Origin of the sequence: Ktedonospora formicarum, from assembly GCF_016587355.1 — a bacterium.
Taxonomy (GTDB): domain Bacteria; phylum Chloroflexota; class Ktedonobacteria; order Ktedonobacterales; family Ktedonobacteraceae; genus Ktedonobacter; species Ktedonobacter formicarum.
The window spans coordinates 14,542-31,843 of sequence record NZ_BNJF01000003.1; the positions used below are offsets into that span (position 1 = coordinate 14,542).

The 17,302-nt window shown below is 52.6% G+C and carries 15 protein-coding genes and 2 pseudogenes; 7 read left to right on the plus strand and 10 right to left on the minus strand.

Going from position 1 to position 17,302, the window contains the following annotated elements; translation table 11 throughout:
• Positions 1-515 precede the first annotated feature (515 nt).
• Positions 516-1,115 (plus strand): hypothetical protein, encoded by a 600-nt coding sequence (locus tag K3T82_RS26305; RefSeq protein WP_220196548.1) that lies wholly within the window; start codon positions 516-518, stop codon positions 1,113-1,115.
• A gap of 288 nt (positions 1,116-1,403) precedes the next feature.
• Here K3T82_RS26305 and K3T82_RS26310 read toward each other — a convergent pair whose 3' ends face one another.
• Complete coding sequence (locus K3T82_RS26310; protein WP_220196549.1) at positions 1,404-1,787, minus strand: hypothetical protein; 384 nt, start codon at positions 1,785-1,787, stop codon at positions 1,404-1,406.
• 672 nt (positions 1,788-2,459) lie between these two features.
• Here K3T82_RS26310 and K3T82_RS26315 point away from each other — a divergent pair.
• The 5 genes and pseudogenes from K3T82_RS26315 (at position 2,460) to K3T82_RS26335 (ending at position 6,034) form a co-directional block, all read left to right on the plus strand.
• Complete coding sequence (locus K3T82_RS26315; protein WP_220196550.1) at positions 2,460-2,816, plus strand: hypothetical protein; 357 nt, start codon at positions 2,460-2,462, stop codon at positions 2,814-2,816.
• A 460-nt stretch (positions 2,817-3,276) separates the two neighbouring features.
• On the plus strand, positions 3,277-3,660 hold the full coding sequence (locus tag K3T82_RS26320) for a peptidoglycan-binding domain-containing protein (RefSeq protein ID WP_220196551.1): 384 nt from the start codon (positions 3,277-3,279) through the stop codon (positions 3,658-3,660).
• Positions 3,661-3,904: 244 nt separating this feature from the next.
• Positions 3,905-4,408, plus strand: a pseudogene (locus K3T82_RS26325) (IS6 family transposase); the annotation flags it as partial.
• A gap of 421 nt (positions 4,409-4,829) precedes the next feature.
• Complete coding sequence (locus tag K3T82_RS26330; RefSeq protein WP_220196552.1) at positions 4,830-5,096, plus strand: hypothetical protein; 267 nt, start codon at positions 4,830-4,832, stop codon at positions 5,094-5,096.
• Positions 5,097-5,248: 152 nt separating this feature from the next.
• The gene (locus tag K3T82_RS26335) at positions 5,249-6,034 is read left to right on the plus strand and encodes an RNA-guided endonuclease InsQ/TnpB family protein (RefSeq protein ID WP_220196553.1); all 786 of its coding nucleotides are present in this window, start codon (positions 5,249-5,251) and stop codon (positions 6,032-6,034) included.
• Between the two features lie 206 nt (positions 6,035-6,240).
• On the opposite strand, the gene K3T82_RS26340 is transcribed toward K3T82_RS26335, so the two are convergent.
• From K3T82_RS26340 to K3T82_RS26375, 8 genes and pseudogenes are all read right to left on the minus strand, one after another.
• Positions 6,241-7,230, minus strand: coding sequence for an aldo/keto reductase (locus tag K3T82_RS26340; RefSeq protein WP_220196554.1), 990 nt, complete (start codon positions 7,228-7,230; stop codon positions 6,241-6,243).
• A 206-nt stretch (positions 7,231-7,436) separates the two neighbouring features.
• Positions 7,437-7,661 (minus strand): annotated as a pseudogene (locus K3T82_RS26345) (IS6 family transposase); the annotation flags it as partial.
• A 114-nt stretch (positions 7,662-7,775) separates the two neighbouring features.
• Positions 7,776-8,015: a hypothetical protein gene (locus tag K3T82_RS26350; RefSeq protein WP_220196555.1), complete on the minus strand. Its 240-nt coding sequence runs from the start codon at positions 8,013-8,015 to the stop codon at positions 7,776-7,778.
• A gap of 28 nt (positions 8,016-8,043) precedes the next feature.
• On the minus strand, positions 8,044-8,913 hold the full coding sequence (locus tag K3T82_RS26355; protein WP_220196556.1) for a CPBP family intramembrane glutamic endopeptidase: 870 nt from the start codon (positions 8,911-8,913) through the stop codon (positions 8,044-8,046).
• A gap of 216 nt (positions 8,914-9,129) precedes the next feature.
• The gene (locus K3T82_RS26360; RefSeq protein ID WP_220196557.1) at positions 9,130-9,855 is read right to left on the minus strand and encodes a DUF998 domain-containing protein; all 726 of its coding nucleotides are present in this window, start codon (positions 9,853-9,855) and stop codon (positions 9,130-9,132) included.
• A 190-nt stretch (positions 9,856-10,045) separates the two neighbouring features.
• The gene (locus K3T82_RS49645; RefSeq protein ID WP_307811182.1) at positions 10,046-10,168 is read right to left on the minus strand and encodes a hypothetical protein; all 123 of its coding nucleotides are present in this window, start codon (positions 10,166-10,168) and stop codon (positions 10,046-10,048) included.
• A 197-nt stretch (positions 10,169-10,365) separates the two neighbouring features.
• Entirely contained in the window at positions 10,366-13,107 is a 2,742-nt protein-coding gene (locus K3T82_RS26370; RefSeq protein WP_220196558.1) for a winged helix-turn-helix domain-containing protein, read from the minus strand.
• 370 nt (positions 13,108-13,477) lie between these two features.
• The gene (locus K3T82_RS26375) at positions 13,478-14,047 is read right to left on the minus strand and encodes a hypothetical protein (protein ID WP_220196559.1); all 570 of its coding nucleotides are present in this window, start codon (positions 14,045-14,047) and stop codon (positions 13,478-13,480) included.
• 494 nt (positions 14,048-14,541) lie between these two features.
• Between K3T82_RS26375 and K3T82_RS26380 the strand changes: the two genes are divergently transcribed.
• Positions 14,542-15,418 (plus strand): IS5 family transposase gene (locus K3T82_RS26380; protein ID WP_236031655.1). Its coding sequence is split into 2 segments (ribosomal slippage): positions 14,542-14,928 and positions 14,930-15,418, totalling 876 coding nucleotides; the frame shifts between segments, so codons are not numbered across the junction.
• A 149-nt stretch (positions 15,419-15,567) separates the two neighbouring features.
• On the opposite strand, the gene K3T82_RS26385 is transcribed toward K3T82_RS26380, so the two are convergent.
• Positions 15,568-16,803, minus strand: coding sequence for an IS110 family RNA-guided transposase (locus K3T82_RS26385; RefSeq protein WP_220196560.1), 1,236 nt, complete (start codon positions 16,801-16,803; stop codon positions 15,568-15,570).
• Between the last annotated feature and the right edge of the window lie 499 nt (positions 16,804-17,302).

The window sequence follows — 17,302 nt, forward strand, 5'->3', positions numbered from 1 at the left end:
GCCGTCAATTTACTGAGCTTTAATTTTTTGCAACACAACCCCTACATAAACCGTGCTTGATGGTCCTTGTTATTGCATTAGCCTTTGTGCTTTCTCTCCGCAGGATCGATGCTCCCTTGTTTGGGCAGGTTGTTTGGATGGTTGGAAGCTATTGCGGCGTTGAGGCAGGCGTCAGAGCCCTTTCCAAACATGTCCCTCGTCAGCAAGAATCACCACCAACGCAGATTGAATAGATCGAGAGAGGTTAACCACCCTGGCTAACCTCTCTTTTTTCAATGGACAACCACAGGTCGGGGAACAGTCCCCTCATGCACGACCTACACGCGCAAATATCTCTCACCTGTAACACAGTCCAGAACTGCATCTTCTCGCAATACAACAATGATGCAACACAGCCACGTTCCCTGAGGAACGTCCCAAAATCGCTTGTGGAAAGAGGGAACATGCTGCTAGAATAAGGGAGCGAAGAAGGCCATCTCGCATGAATGGCTTGCACATTGCTCAGGGAAGATCAGATGCAAGAAGAGATTCACATCGCATTCACCTTCGGTGAAACGCTTGCCGCAAACCCACACCTCGCTGACTACTTTCATCGATTGCATTTCTCTCCATCAGGTTCTGTGGAAATGGCCGATGGAGCCGGACTCTCAATCCTCTCAATCGTGAGAGGGAAATACGCACTTCATCCCATTGATCAACGCACAATCCAAGTCACCTTCTACGATCTGCGTGAGATGCATCCCTACAACAACAACAAACAGGTCCGCGAACTCGAGCCAAGCAGTGTCAAGGTGACTCGCGAGGAGGGGACGTTCGCATTTCGGCGCGTGTGGTGGGAGCGGCGAGATGAGGATGAAAGCCAATGGCCGTGTATGCTCTACTGGGCCAGATACGTTTTCGACCTCGATCCATTAGATCGACTCGCGAGCAATAGGCAAGGGAGCGCGTATCATCGTATCATGGTCGAACCTGACACCCGCTACTATTATTGCCAGGACGATCTGGATGCTGAGACGCTCACGCTCGCTGACCTCAACGACCTGGGAATTCCCCTGCAACCCGATGCCTCAGTTCGCGAAGCACAGAAAAACAAAATAGTTTGGGGTCACCGGTAGCTCATGCTATGCCTTCTTCACTCATCGGGAAACGGTTCCCCCTCCACATGCTGTCTCGAACGGTGACCTGCTCCACACTCTGTCTTACAAGCAGGCCATCATGGGCAAAACACCGTTGATAGCCTGCCATTCCTAAGATACCGAACTGCGCGAGAAGCAACGCGAGAGAGATCTTCTGTATGGGAAAATAGCCGCCAGAGGTCTGTCCTCTCACTACGAGACAACAGATGCCTCAAGAAACTCTCTAGCAATTGCACACAGACTCAGATGAAGCCTGGCAAAAGACGGTTAGGCAGAGTGGGCATTTTCACCCACTAGTTGTGCTTCAAAACTTCGGCTGTAAAATGAAAGCACCTCTTCTTCCCGGTCGATAACACGGTATCTTAGGTATTCCCACTGATCATTGCGTAAAGAGCGAATGACGAGTGGGAGTGTCAGATAACCAGCGCCCGCTTGTAATTGAAGCTCCTGAACATCGTCGAAAACGAGACGAAGTTGGCGACGATCATCACTTACTCCAGTACCGAGCCAGATTTCTACAGACAAGCTATATTTGCTGCTGTATGTATCAATCCATATCTCTTGTTGTCGGAGGTCAAGACGCTCAAACAGATCAAAGTAGCTGGGGTTAAGAGACAAGTAGTGGTCAAGTGCTTTATCGCTGTGTTCCATCTGTGATTTCCCTTTGCTGCGTTCTGTCTTGTATCCTACGTCTTTCGTTCTTATCTGGCAAGCGTTTCGTCATCACTGATACTCTTTGGAAATGATTGATAGCTACTCAGACTCTAAGGGGCAACGCGACTGAGCACACACGTCCTCGTCATTTGCAAAGTCGAGCACTTGTGCTTATTTATTGAAACGAAATACTTTTCATGAAAGAAGCCGCCCCCAAACTCGCCATCGCGAAAAGGAGCTTGCAAGGTAGCTGTCCAAGCAAAGACAAGGATGGAGACATGAACTGGTGTGCCGCCACATCGTGAATCACGAGGCACAGACAGTGTTTCAGGTCGACATCCGCTCTGGGCACAACCGCTATCGACGTGAGGATACCGAACACGTCTGGCTCCCCTGGCATTCCCAGCGTCCCTAAATGAAGAGCTAGGATCAGGGCTGATCCAGCCCCTCTCTCAAGATAGGCAATAAACAGAGACACACCAGGCTGATCAGCTCTCACGTTCGTCTCGTTACAGGTGTAGCACCTAGCTCACCACTTCTCGTATTGTTTCTCACAGGCAGGTGGCAACGGCTCGGGAGAGATCGCTCACAGTACCATGCGTAGACACATTGATGGCAACATAGTAGAATACACGCAGCTCTCTCTAGAAGATGAGGAATGTGTGGAAAATGAGAACGAGCGAATCAGTCGTGCTCCCGCTGCCTGAACACGCCCACGCCATACGCGAGGCGGCAATGCTCTTCACCGAACAATGTGAGGTCATCGCAACCATCGCGATCCGGGGACAGGTCCTCCTGGAGGATACCACCACGCGCCTCTTCCCAGACTGGGTCACCGTGAGTCAGCTTGATGATAGCCTGGACCTGCTTGGGTTGGGCGATGGCACGGAGTTGCCAGAGGATGCCCGCCTGCTCTGGGTGCGCCCCCTCCAGGCCGAATTCCGTCTTCAAGAAATGCCTGCGCCCCAGGACGGTGAGCCTCACCTCACTCCAGATGCCTCCACCCCTGGCTCCCCACCAGCCTAAGCTGGCCTTCTTACATGTACATTTACATTCGCCGATGTATGTGTGCGCTCGACATGCACTCTCCTGCACCTCACCCAGCAGGCGCATCATAGCCCATCACGCCCAAGGACAATACAGTGTATCAAGCATTCTTTTATTGCTACTTCGCCTCCTTCGCCGGAGCGCAAGAAATCTTTTTCTCGCGCGCCGACCGTAGCCTCCAGCACTGCAACTGCTGCTTCAAAAACAGAATAAGTAGATAAAATTGTCAACTAAAACATTTAGGACATTTTGACCGCAAAGTGACCGCTTCTTGTCCTGGTAGAAGATCCTTGTTTCTCATACACTTCAAAGAAAGACACGTTGCTAAGAAGCATGTGACACTCATCAATTAAGTCCACTCGGAGTTTTTTGTTGTTCGTTTCTTTCATTCTGTAAGCGTTTCTCTTGTGACAAGAAGAGAAAACAGAAAGGAATACCGATGTCTCGTAAGATGCTTCTGATTCTCCTACCAGGTCTGGTCCTCCTGCTCTGTATGACATTCCTGGTCAGTACTCCTACTCCCGCTCATGCTGCCCAGAGCACACAAACCACAATAAGCGCTTCACTCCATTCTCAAGATGCCCATCCATGCCCGCCAACCCTCTCCCTTGGTTCGACGGGGTATTGGGTGAAACGGCTGCAAGATCGACTGAACTGGTTCTACCAGCACACAGACTTTTTCACGTGGCAGTATCCCCTCAAAGAGGATGGGATATTTGGCCAAGGCACGCTGACCGCTGTGAAGGATTTTCAGGATTGGGACTTTCTCCACGTTGATGGTGTCGTTGGAAAACAGACCTGGTCTGCTCTCTACTTCTGCTAACACACTGCAGCATGGGGAGAAACACACCACCTGGACTCAGATGCTTGTCCAATCGTCACCTCACTTGCTCACTCAAAGCACATGTATTGGCACATCGACAGCGATCTCTGGAGGCCTGCGTTACATACACCCACGTCAGTGCCTCCTCCTCACCCAGCCACATCCACCACAGTTCTTCACTCCCAGGAACAATACAATGCAGCAAACACTGTCTCTTTTCGGCTGTTTTGCAAAAAGAGAGCTAATCTGTCAAAATAGAGAAAAGAAGAACAAGAGAACCAATCATGGCAGAGCAGCCCCCTTCAAATGGCACCATTTTGAAGCAGAGATTATACTCCTCTGCATACGCTGGTACCTTCGTTATTCATTGAGCTACCGAGATCTGGAGGAGTTGATGCTGGAACGGGGTTTGCATGTTGACCACACGACGATGTACCGCTGGGTCCAAAGATATGCTCCTGAGTTGGAAAAACGTTGTCGACCTCATCTCAAGGGAACAACTGACTCGTGGCGGGTGGATGAGACGTCTGTCAAAGTCAAGGGAAGCTGGATGTATCTTTACCGTGCAGTGGATTCCCAAGGAACGACCCTGGAGTTCCATCTGAGCGCTTCTCGTGATGCAGAAGCCGCCAAGCGCTTTTTCGCGAAAGCCCTGAGTGCCTCCCACACAGTGATTCCTCGCGTGATTACAGTCGATAAAAACGCAGCCTATCCCAAAGCCGTGACTGAAGGGAAAAATCGGCATGAAAGCTGTCCCAAATCAGACCAGTTAACCCTCTTTAAGAGAGAACACATGATACCCCTTCTGCTACGAGGTTCGCGTGGTGATCTGCTGAAGGCCCGTTCGCGATCGCATCGTCTGCTGAAATTGGAACAGAAGAGGGAGATATCAGGCTTCATTGAGTCATGCCTGATAGACTAACTCGGTCCCTTACGGTTAAGAACAAACCAACATCCTTGCGAGTTGGTAGGTGACTGGGTTCTGGTTCGTCCCCAGAGCAGTTCCTCCGTGTGTTCGTACGTTGAGGCATCATGGAGGAGACAGCAGGAACCGTGAGATGAGTTGGCCGCTCACCTCGTCGGATGAACCTCCTTCTGGAACATGAAGGAGAGGCCAATCGATTGCTCGTGTCATGCACCAATCAACCAATCCAAGGAAGGATTTCGCCATGAGCAGTTCCTTGATCAACAACGGGAAAATCATCTTCAACTCCCTAGTGGAGTTGACGCCTGAACAGCAGGTTGACGCGATCCTCTCGACGCTGCGCGCGTCGGAGGAGCCGCTCAAATGCGGGAAGATGGCGTGGCTGATGAACAATTGTCTGTCCACGGAGCAGCATCGAAAAATCAGCAAGGTGCTGCGCGCCAGGAGCGTCAACGGCGGGGAAGCCTTGGCGCTCTTCTGGGCGATACCTGTGCCGTTGACCGAGCAGTAGCACCTGGAGATCTCCCAGAGCTCCTAATGCGTTGGGTGGAGGAAGTCTGACTCGGAAGTCGGACCACGCCACCCATCGTGGGATGAACACGGCACCGAGCAAGAAGGAATACGGGCGGACCCGCGACGTGTACACGCCTACCAGGCGTGTGCATGGCGCGGTCCGCTCGCTTCACTGGGAGCATTCGGGTGTTTTCTGATGCCATCCAGTTGCCTCGTTTGGGAAGGCTCCGACTCAAAGAACATGGCTATTTCCCTCTGGATGGCAAGATCAGCAGTGCGACCATCCGTGAGCAAGCAGGCAGGTGGTACGTCTCGATCTGTGTGCACGAGGATGCGAAAGATCCCCAGCCAGCCAGAGGTAACATCATTGGGGTTGATCTAGGGATCAAACGGTTGGCGACCCTCTCGGATGGACGCACCTTCGAGAACCCCAGGGCGTTGCGCAAGAAGATCACGGCACTCAAGCGAGCTTCACGACGTCATAGCCGCAAGGCCAAAGGATCACATAATCGCCAGAAAGCCAAGCAACACCTCTCGCGAATGCATGCCCGGATCGCCAACGTACGCAACGATGCCTTGCACCAAGCGACCGCTCAGATCGTGGCGAGAACCAAGCCTGATCAAGAGAGGCCGCGTGTGATTGTGCTCGAGGATTTGAACATTGCAGGCATGCTCAAGAACCGCCGGTTGGCTCGAGCCATCGCCGATGTGGGCATGTACGAGTTCAAGCGGCAGATCCTTTACAAAGCCGAGCAGGCAGGGGTACAGGTGCTGCTGGCCTCGCGCTGGGAGCCTTCTTCAAAAACCTGTTCGTGTTGTGGCTGGGTCAATGAGGCGCTCACCCTTTCGGATCGGGTTTTTGTCTGCCTGGAATGTGGAAACGTCCAGGATCGAGATGCCAATGCCGCCAACAATCTCGCGGCATTGGCACAATGAACATGGCGTACCGCAAGTTCTGCGGGAAGTGACGCCTGTGGAGCAGATGTAAGACAAGCGAAAGGCTTGCTGTCTGCATTGAAGCAGGAACCGAATGTTGAGTATGGCTTGTCCATATTTGGGGAAATTTCGGAGAACGGATATTCTCTTCCCTACGAGCGCAAAGAACTACGAGAGGCAGGATACAACTGGCCTTGTTTTCTCGTCTACTCATCGGCTCTATTGAGTAATGCTTCGATCAAGTCTACCTGAGTCGGACTCAAGGGCCCAAAACGCATGGCACCAACGTTCTCTTCGACCTGTGCGACTGTCTTGAAACCAGGAATAGGAACAGTGTGTTCACTGCGTGCCCAGATCCAGGCGAGTGCTCCTTGAGCCAGAGTGCGTCCATCATCGGTCAAGATGCGACGTACCTTCTCTAGCTTGCGCAAGAGGCCAGGAAGACGCTCATTGTTGAAGGGATTCCACGGCAGCTGAGAAAATCGAATGTCTTGCTGTCCAATCTGGTCTCTTGAAGTATATTTTCCACTCAGCAGACCCATCGCCAGGGGGCCACGATTGATACTTGCCAAGTGGTATTCTTCGCAAATGGCAAGCATATCTGGGGTGTCTGCGAAAATATTCAGGGTATGCTGAATAGCAGTACAATGAGGTCCCAGAGCAAACAAGCGTGCTCGCTCTGGATCATCGGTACTCCAACCATAGAAGCGGATTTTGCCTTCGGCTACCAGTTGTTCGAGAATCTCGCGTACCTCGAAGGCATGTTCGAGGTCATAATGGTTTTCGTGGAACTGGTAGAGATCTATGTAATCTGTTTGTAAACGGCGCAGACTGGCTTCACAGGCTTGACGGATGTACGTTGGCGAACACTCAAATCCGCCAGTAACAATGCGCGTTGCTTCATTGAACTGTGCCCCAAATTTGGTTGCGATGGTGACGTTCTGGCGCTGTTTTCCCAATGCCTGCCCAAGAATGTGTTCGCTATGTCCACAGCCATAAACAGCCGCCGTATCGAAAAAAGTTACACCAAGTTCTAGCGCACGATGGATGGCACGAATGGACTCGACATCGTCTACTGGCCCATAGCCACTGGGGAGGTTCCCTCCATCTTGCCCACCGATGGCCCAGCAGCCCATTCCTAATGCATTCACCTTGATACCGCTTCGTCCTAATGTTCGGGTCATTCCTTGACTCATTGCTGCTTCCTCCTCCAAAAAAATTGATTGAGTCGTTATTGCTCGTCACTACACTGGTGAGTATAAGGCTGAAGTTTTGTTCTCCACATCCTCCAAAAGTAGTAAAGATAGCCTGAGTAACATCTCTTCTTGTTTGTCCAAACTTACCCAACACGTTGTTCAGTATCTTTTGCTTTGACCTTGATGTGTGTTTCGTCCACTTTTCAGGAGTCACTGCAAGCTTTTAGGGACGGTCGACAGCGTTTTTCCAGTTCGGGAGCGTAGCGCTGAACCCAGCGATACACGGTGGTGTGATCGACGTGGAGTCCGCGCTCGGACATCATCTCTGCCAGATCGCGAGAGCTGAGCGCGTATCGTAGGTACCAGCGCACACACAAGAGAATGATCTCGGCCTGGAAATGACGTCCTTTGAACGGATTCTGCTCGGTCATGGGGTCCTCTTTTGTTTTTTCGCTTCACTTTAGAAGATCAGCTTACTTCTTGCAACACAACTGGATTACCGTGGCAAGAAGAGAGTTCTTGGACGCATTGGCAGACAGATGGCTTCAATGATCTACGCGCTGCTCAAAACAGATCAGGAAACAGTCAGCCAAGTCCCGCCAGGCCAGAAACTCTCGGCTCCCATGCTCTATAATCCAGAGGTGTATAGGAAGCATCGGGAAGGTCAATACCGCTCCTTGAAGCCGGGAACCCTGCCGAGAGAGATCATCCAATTGCCGAAGGAGACGCAATCGTTCCTTGGTATGGATGTTATAAGGCTTACTACCAGTTAAAATGTTTGACAATCAAACTCATTAAAAAACGAGCTGAGGGCTAAAACTTACCAACGAGCAGTGGTGGGATAACATGGAGGATGATATCGCAGGCAAAGTGCGCTACCATTGCCAATAAAATGCCACGCTTCCAGTAGACCCACCCAAAGGTCAGGCCAACAATACTATTGAGCAGCAGAATATTGAGCACCATCGCCACGCCCGATGCGCCAATAATAGCCGCATTCGTGAAATGCAATGAAGCGAAAATGAGAGCCGCCAGAATATTTGCTATCCAGAATATGGATGCCGAGAGACGCCCACCGCGAACAATCTTTGTTCCGAGCCAGGCGAAAAGTGTCAGTAGACCTAAGCGTGTCCAGATCTCTTCACGAATACCTGCTGAGATCGCAGCAAGAAAGCCCTGCCAGGTTGAGGGAAGGTTAGCAGGCTCACTAGTTTTCATAGGCGCAACGAGAGAAAGGAGAGCCGCCAGGATGAAGACGATAATTCCAGCCAGGAGCCCGATAATGAAGGCCAAGGGGAGTCCTTTAACGAAGGCACGTGCTGCCTCGCGTCTCCCATTCAGCCAGTCTTCCAGTAGTGGCGCGCCTAATCCAATGCCGCTTCCCAACCAGAGACCTATGCCCGCGCCAATAGCTGAGAAGATAACATCCTGTACAATCTCTGCGATAGTAGTGATTGTAATAACTGACATACTGGGATTATTGATACCGAGTAATGCAAAGGTATAGGGAATGATCAGCAGGCTACTCATAGCTGTACACAGGAGCAAAAACCAGAATGCCTTCGCATGCGAGCGTTTTGCTGGGAGGGAGGGTATTTCTTCGGGAGAGGAAACCTGTATTGGTTCTGAGGGAAAGGGATCTTTCCCGGATGGGAGCGTCGTTGAATCATGCATCTCATTCATAAATAGAGATTCCCCTTCCTTAACAGCAGAATAAGAAATGGTGCACATTAAAAAGGACGCATACCTGCTGAATCACTCAAAATCACAATCTCCGATCAAACACGTTTTCACTCTCAAACACAATAGCCCGTATTTTGTAACAATATCCATTTATACTCATGGGCAATAATTAGTGCTTTTCTCTCAGCTCTGTTCAAAGAGAAGCCTTTCTTGCAGTCAACCTCTCGATTTGTTTCCTGATGAGCGACGGAAGACGAGTACACCCATGACCACAAACCAAGCCAGGACCTCAATGGCCAGGATGCGTTCCGTCAGACCTGCCACTCCGGTTTGCATTCCCTCCACGGTGGGTGAGAAGGTCAGGAAGAACAGGACCACCAGTGCCAGTGTCAGAGGACTGCCCAGTAGTAGCCAGTTGCCGAGCAGTCGAAAGCTCCTGATGCGGCGAAGCAAGAGACTGATGACCACGAAACTCAGCACCGGGGTTGCGCAGCTTAGGAAGAAACCAGCCGTATGAAGCAGCATCGACTCCAAGGTGAAGAAGCCGTCCACCATCATACCCAGTGGCGAGAGCGCGAGCAGTACCGTGCTGCTCCAACGCGCAAGGGTACCCATCTCCTTGATGCCCTGGAAAATGCCAACGATGCCGACCAGTATCAGGAGTCCACTGAGAACGAAGGCTGCGTTCATGAATGGGGCGGTGGGACCCAGACCCAGGCCGCTGATGGGTTGGCTGATGGGCGAGTAGGGCGCGACCTGCGTGCCCCAGGCGGTGTATCCTGGGCTCAAGAAGCCAAGGATGATCCAAGCCAGGGTGAACAGAACAGGCCCAGCGATGGCCCCGAGCACAAGCCACCGAATTGCCGCTGGTTTGGTGAAATCTTCACCGATCAACACTGGTGTGGTGGTATCGTCGATGGGATGCTGTGATGTTGTATTCATTTCTGCTCCTCACTTTTGTCTTCAATCAATATTAGGAAGAGTTCCATGTCGTCCGCACAAGAGCAGCGATGGAGGGCTGCCAGAAAGGCTCTGCTCACTCTTCTGGAGGCGGTATGGACGCACTCGTCGAGAGCTCAAGGAGCGTCAGCCCCAAATCGCGCATTTTGCAGAGGATGCCGTAGAGCGCTGCCTATTCAGGGAGATGCCCGGAAAGCAGAGTCGTGCCATCGCTCTGATGCGTGATCGAGAGGCGATCAAACCACTCTTGCCAGAATGTGTCCAAGTGCCCTTTCACCCGAATGACATATCTCATCTGCTGGTACTCCGTTCGAATGACGTTTTCTCATCTGAGAACAAGAATACGCTCTCAGCAGGTGAAACACAGTTGTCAAAGGGACACTTTGGGTCCTATTTTGCGGAGTGTGTCAGGAAGGATCCAGGTGTCCTTTTGGACACCTGGCCTGAGGATCTACGTGAGAGCAGGAAGCCGCGGTTGAGAGGACACCCGTGTTAGAGCAAAGATAACTCCCGTGCCCGTGCTACGGCATGAGTTCGATTCTGAGCAGAGAGCTTCAGCAGGAGGTTGCCGACATGTTTCTTGACTGTTCTGAGCGAGACCACCAGTCGATTAGCAATCTCCTGGTTAGAGGCCCCCGAAGCCAGGAGGCATAGGACCTCCTGTTCACGTGGCGTTAGGGGCTCGGGTAGGGAGGACGATAGGGTGCCAAAGAGGATGACCTTCTCCCCAGCATTCTGGTGCTGCTCGCATGCGAACCCATCGAGCAATGTCTGAGCATAAGCAATAAGGGGAGGAGAAACACCACGCTGCTGCATGCACGAAGTCTCAAGAAAAACCAGGAGGGCCTCCTTCATCGGCTCTCCCACATCGAGAAAGATGCGCCGATAATCCTCGGGCTCGGCTTCGATGAGCAAACGAGAGAGAATAGAACGCGCCTCTTGTGTGGCACCTGAAGCTTGCAGAGCAGCTACCTGCAACGCTAGAATGGAAATGACACTTCCTCCTCTTCCCACCCGCTCTGCGCTGCCCAGCAGCGCAGCAAGCCACTGCAATGCTTGTGGATACTGCTGCGTAGCGAGATAGATGCGCACCAGTGTGAGATAGGCACTTTCGTGGTTATAGTGGAGGGCCACCTCTCGGTAGGGGATGTGTTTGGCCCATTCTACTGCCCGTACCAAATCACCCTGGGCCAGCCAGAGCTGGGCCCGGAGACTTTCGAACCCGGGAAGAAACAGTGGAAGTCTGGCGCGTTTGTTCACTTGCTCCATCTCATGTATGGCGTGTTCTGCTTCGACCAGATTTCCCTGAGCTATACAGCACCGTCCAAGCACTTCATAGCTTCCCATGAGAATGTCCAGATAGTGCAGAGGAGTCGTTTTCTCAATCGCGATCAAGGCTTCGCTTTTCGCGATCTCCAGTTGATTCCATGCATAGGCAAGCTGAGCCTGGAAGAAATGAGGATACGCTGCTGCTGGGAGAGGCGCTCCCAGATGGTTCACTAACTGCTGGAATTCCTGGCAGCGAGTCTGGGCTTGTGATAGCTGTCCCAGGGCGATCATGGCACCAATTAGCCCCCAGAGAGTTTGCACCTCCTGATAACGATCCTGTGTTCCCCTGGTCATCTTCCTCATCTCCTGCAAGGTTGCGACCATCGGAGGAAAATTCCCCGCCAGACGCAGTGCCATAGCAACACTTCCCCCAAGTTGCTGCTTCCACACGGTATCGTCATCCAAAGACAGGTGTTGCAGCGACTCCACGAGGCTGTTCAGTTGCTCCACATTGTCATCAGAGAGCGCTTTTTTCCCCAGTTTCCATGCCTGGAGAATCATCATCCGATGGTGCAGTCGGTCGCGCTCGGTTTGGGAAAGAGTGGCTTGATCTTCACTCCGCAACGTCTGCTCCACACCTACCCAGAGCAGGGTCAGATACTCATTTTCCTCTCCATCAGAGAAAGGGGACAGCATATTGAACGCTAAGATGTAGCTGGTGGCCAGGTGCGGATGCGCGCTCAAGACCTCTTGAGGGAGGAGCTTGATCCAGTTCAGCAGCGTTTTGAGCTCCCCTTGCAGATGCAAACGCTCGACACAGCCCTCCAGCAATTCAGCCATAAACCAGAAGTCCTGTGAGGCCCTCGCATGGGAGATCGCCTCGTACAGCCATCCCTGCTGTTGATACCAGAGCGCAGCCTCCCGGTGCAGGCGGGGCACCAGATCAGGCTGGGTAGCCTGTAAGCGAGCCAGCAGCACCTCGCGGAAGAGCGTGTGCCAGCGATACCAGCGCCGCTCCTCGTCGAATGGAATGAGGAAGAGGTTGGCGCGCTCCAGCGCCTCCAGAATCTGTTGACTGGTTGACTCACCAGAAAGCCGCTGGCAGACCTCAGCATTCATCCGCTCCAGCACAGACGTGTGGAGCAAAAAACGTTGCTGCGCCTCAGGCAAGGGGTCAAGAATCTCCTCTTGCACATAATCCAAGATCAGGCGATGATTGCCGGTAAAGGTCTGGACAAAGGCTGAGGCATCATGGTGTCTACGTAATGAGAGAGCTGCTAGTTGAAGTCCCGCAATCCACCCTTCCGTGCGCTGCTCCAGACGGCGAATCGCTTCCATTGAGAGCGGGAGGTCCATTACCTGAGTGAGAAACCCGGCGGCTTCGTCGCCACGCAAGCGCAGATCCATTTCGCGGATCTCGACTACCTGCCCACGCGCACGCAGGCGAGCAAGCGCCAGAGGAGGATCGACTCGACTGGCAAGAAGTACGTGCATGCAGGCAGGAAGATGATCAAGTACGAACCGCAGGGATTCATGAATCGCTGGCTCGCGTATCAGATGGTAATCATCCAGAATGAGGGCGACCTCTTGTGCACGTGATGCCAGTTCGTTGATGAGTGCAGTCAACGCACCTGGAAGCGTCGAGGGTTGTGGTGAGTGCAGCATAGCGAGCGTCGCTTCTCCAACCGGAGAGCCAGCTTTCCTGAGCGCGGCAATCACATAGGCCCAGAAGTGTGTTGGGTCATTGTCCTGCTCATCCAGTGTCACCCATGCGACCTGACTCATAGTTTGTCTGGCCCAGGCCGAGAGCAGCGTCGTTTTGCCAAAACCAGCCGAGGCCGAGAGCAGCGTCAAGGGATTGGTGCGGCTCTGCTCAAGAGCCCTCAACAGATGCTCGCGAGGAAGTCGCATCGAACGAATAGGTGGAATGGTGAACTTCGTTACCAGCAAGTCTGGACTAAGCAAAGGATCAGTCTCCCTTCTCTTCAACTTTCCAGAACGCGCTTCTGGGGGTCTATTTTCCTGCATGTCTCTTGCTCATTCAGTAGGAGAGCATCGCCTCCTCGATCAGCAACTCTTGCAAACGCTATGAGCAGCGAACAGTCCATGCTCACTTACTTGCGGTGATGGGCTCGTTGCTGTTTGCACTCCTCATCCAGGATCAGCCCCCATTCCCGTTCCGAATGCCCCTGCATCTGAAGAAAGGCATCAGCCGTACAGGTCAATCATTACCCATCCACAAAGGCAAAGGGAGTCGAAAGATGGGCAAGCTCTCTCTGATGAGCACCCGGGATCTGCTCTTCTTCCGCATAGAGTGTCACGTACTCGTGACGCATCAACAAGGTTGCGGAAAAGTCGGCGAACACTCGGCAGGTGGAAAGCAGCATCCAGATAACGTCACGGCGAGGCCAGGGTACAGAGCCAGAAATTCGCTCAGGGGAGTACCAGAGTAGGCCTGGATATACGTCAAAACCAACGCTTCTTGCTCCAACTGGGGAGGAACATCAGGCTCCCAGAAGTCTTGTAAAAACTCCAGATTTTGAATCGCAAGGGGATGGAACTCGGCGGAAGAACGCAACCGATAGGTCAAACCGAGGTGCTCTGCATAGGTTTCCCCTGGAGGACAGTGCCATTGTCCAGTCCCGGCAAGTTGATAGCGAGCAGGCTGATTTTCCATAAGACAGTCAAGCGAGCGGGCTGACTTCCATTCTTTCCAGCCGGCTGACTCGCGGCATAATACAAAGAAGCCCAGAGTGTGCCATTGGGTAGTTCTGCGGCCAGATTTGGCGTTGCAACTGAGCAAGATGCGAGAAGACTGGCCGTAATACTCCAAGACATCCTCGTCTCGTTTCATCTGGTAAATTGCCCAAAGCTCGGCGTGATCGCTTTCAAACTGGATGGGCATGCCCTCTTGGGACTCGGATAGCGGCTGGTGATGTTCCTGATACGTCTACTCACCCGGCAAATCGGGGGCAACGAGCGAATGGAGGCAATGAGCATTTCGGTTTCAGCGTTCAGCCGAAGGTGCTGGCTCCGAGTATGGAATGCTTCGGGTGCCATTCTCATGACCATCTTTCCCTGAGTCGTACTGAAAGCGGGTATCTCCTTGTAGCAAGTATACCTGGGATGAGTGAGAAATGCGAGCTTTTTCAGGCATTTCTTGGCACGTTTTCCATTTATCTTGGCGAATGAGTTGCGGAATCTGACCCTTGATGGATTGGCATATATGTGCAGTTTCCATAGGAATTGCCTTGTGTGTAGCTGTTGCAGAGTGATTCTGGGCCTATTTAGAGATTGACGTTTAGACTACCTAAGAGAGTGTCCTAAGACCAAAGAGTAGCCGATAGAAAAAAGAAAGGAGCAATGCCCCAAATAGATGAGCCGAAAGGAACGAACGAGATGTGTGAGACGAGCAAGCGAAAAGCCTATCCATCGGATGTGACGGATGCCCAATGGGAACTGATAGAACCCTTCATACCCAAAGTGTCAGCCAACGCCACCATCCCAACCATTGATCGACGGGAACTCGTCAATGCGATCTTGTATGTCTTGCGTACAGGATGCTCATGGAGGCAAATGCCACATGATCTGCCTCATGGCAAGACGGCACATCACTACTTTCGCATGTGGAGCCAGCAAGGGGTCTGGGAGCCCATCATGACCCATCTGCGCAAACGATCTCGTGCCGCTATGGGACGAGATCCTGAGCCCAGCGCGGTTATCATTGATAGCCAGTCCATCAAAACCGCTCCCGTCAGAGGGCCTGAACGCGGCTTTGATGGTGGAAAAAAAAATTACCGGCCGTAAACGCCATATTCTGGTTGATACCCAAGGTCACCTGCTTGCGGTGAAAGTCCATTCAGCACAGATCGTCGATTGCCTGGGGGCTCCCTTGCTGCTGCAAAACCAGCAGGGTCGCTTTCCCCGAGTGCGGCACCTGTTTGCTGATCGTGGCTATCGAGGGCCTCTGACCGACTGGATCAGGATGCATTTGGGATGGAGGACGGAAATTGTTGCCCGTCCAAGCCCAATCACTGCGGCTTCGGGCACATGGGTTTGGGTCAATGCCAAGCCAGTTTACAGGCCCGCGAAGAAGCCCAAGGGGGCTTTTCTGGTACAACGCAAACGATGGGTCGTTGAGCGCACTTTCGCGTGTCTTACGCGCTTTCGTCGGCTCGCTCGCGATTACGAAGGCTTACCGACCAGTTCAGAGGCATTCATCCAGCTTGCCTCTATCCGGCTCATGCTTTCTCGCTTAGCTCCTTTTCGATACTAAACTTTCTTCTTCGGACACTTTCTAAGTTCCTCCGAAAATCCTCCCCCTCTTTGAGGATGCAGAAACGCATAGGGAACCAGCGGAGGCAGAAGCAGAGCGCCACTGCTCCTTGGGAAGAGCCATTGGTTGATGGAATGACATGGTAAAGGTTAAGCGGCCTCCTTTGGGGTCAGTGTGACCGTATAGCCGAGTTGTTCCAGGCGATGGATATGCTGCCGCTCCAGGCGACCTTTCTCTAAATGGTCAAAGTACTCGGCTCCCAGATCATTGTAGGGCTTCTTCGTACGTAAGACATGATGGATGATGATAAGGAGCTTGTGTTCCAGAGCGACGAGGGCTTTTTTCTTTCCCCGACGACGGGCCAGGCGATGATAGAACGCGGACAGATAACTGCCTTTGGTGCGAGCAGCAGCCCAGGCAGCCTCTCCTAAGAGCGCACGCAGGTGCGTATTGCCCTGCGTCGTCTTCCCGCTCAGACGCTTGCCCGCACTCTGTTTGTTGCCGGGGCACACCCCTGCCCAAGACGCCAGGTGTTTGTCGGAAGGAAAGCACGTCATATCAATGCCAATCTCCGCCAGAATCCCTGCAGTCGTTGTGGCTTGCAACCCCATAATGGTTTGCACCAACTTCACGGCCTCCTCAAAAGGGCGCAGGCGCTGCTCAATCTCCTGTTCGATGTGAGCGATGGATTGGTCCAGAAAGTCAATATGAGCGAGAATACGTTGGAGCAGAAAACGATGATGTGGTTGCACGCGCCCTTCCAAGGCAAGACGTAGGTCGGCGAGCTTGGCACGCAGCCGCCCACGGGCCAGGGCAGCCAACACTTCGGCATCCTGCTCTCCGTCCACCACTGCTTCAAGCATGTCGCGTCCACTCTTGCCCAACACATCAGTAGCCACTATCGCCAGTTTGATGTTGGCTCCTTCCAACACTTTTTGCAACCGGTTGACCTCTCGATTGCGTTCCTGCACCAGCATCTTACGATAGCGTGTCAGTTCGCGCAGTTCCCGGATCGGCTTCGGCGGAATAAAGCTCGCTTGCAGCAAGCCATGCCGCAATAAATCTGCCAGCCATTCACTATCCTTCACGTCTGTCTTGCGTCCTGGTACAGCTTTCATATGCTGAGCATTGACCAGGATGATCTCTCGTCCTTCTTCTAGAATGTTGAAAATTGGATGCCAAAACACCCCCGTACTTTCCATCGCGACGACAGTCACACCTCGCTCCTGCGGCCAATCATCGAGCCTGAGCAGGTCACTGGTCATCGTCGTAAAGGTACGGGTCTCTTTCTGCGCATGCCCATTCGCTTGGGTCATCAAGATGGTAGTCACAGCTGTCTCCTGATGTACATCGATGGCGGCGCAGTGCTCGTAGACCACTTGCATAACGAACCTCCCCAGAATGAACTTGGCCTCTCTGTTACGGATGATGGGCGCTGGGTGCGAAAAAACGGACAAGATTCCTCCGCGTGCTCATGGCAACAGTCATTCATGCTGGACGCACCCCGGTCAGCTTTTGCCTCGAACTGAGGGTATCACTTTAGGTACGACCACTCGCGCTCATCTCCCTGGTCAGTATAGTCCATTTTCATCCGCTTTCACGTCGCAGAGCGACATCACGCTTTCGCCCAAAATAGCAGCAGGGTTGTCTCGGTAAAGACGAGCTTGCCAAAGCCAGAAGAAAAGTGATGACTCTGAGCTCATGAAAAAAACCAAATTCGCTGACATGAGAAGGAGCACCACTATGAACAAGCCTATCATAGACACAACGAACCATTTTAGCCCAGCCGCTTCTCTGGCGGCCATAGGAGTGAAGTTGCGTCAACTTGATCTCTTTGGTCCGATTCGCGCCCAGGTCTAGATCAAACAGAAAACCGTCAAGCAT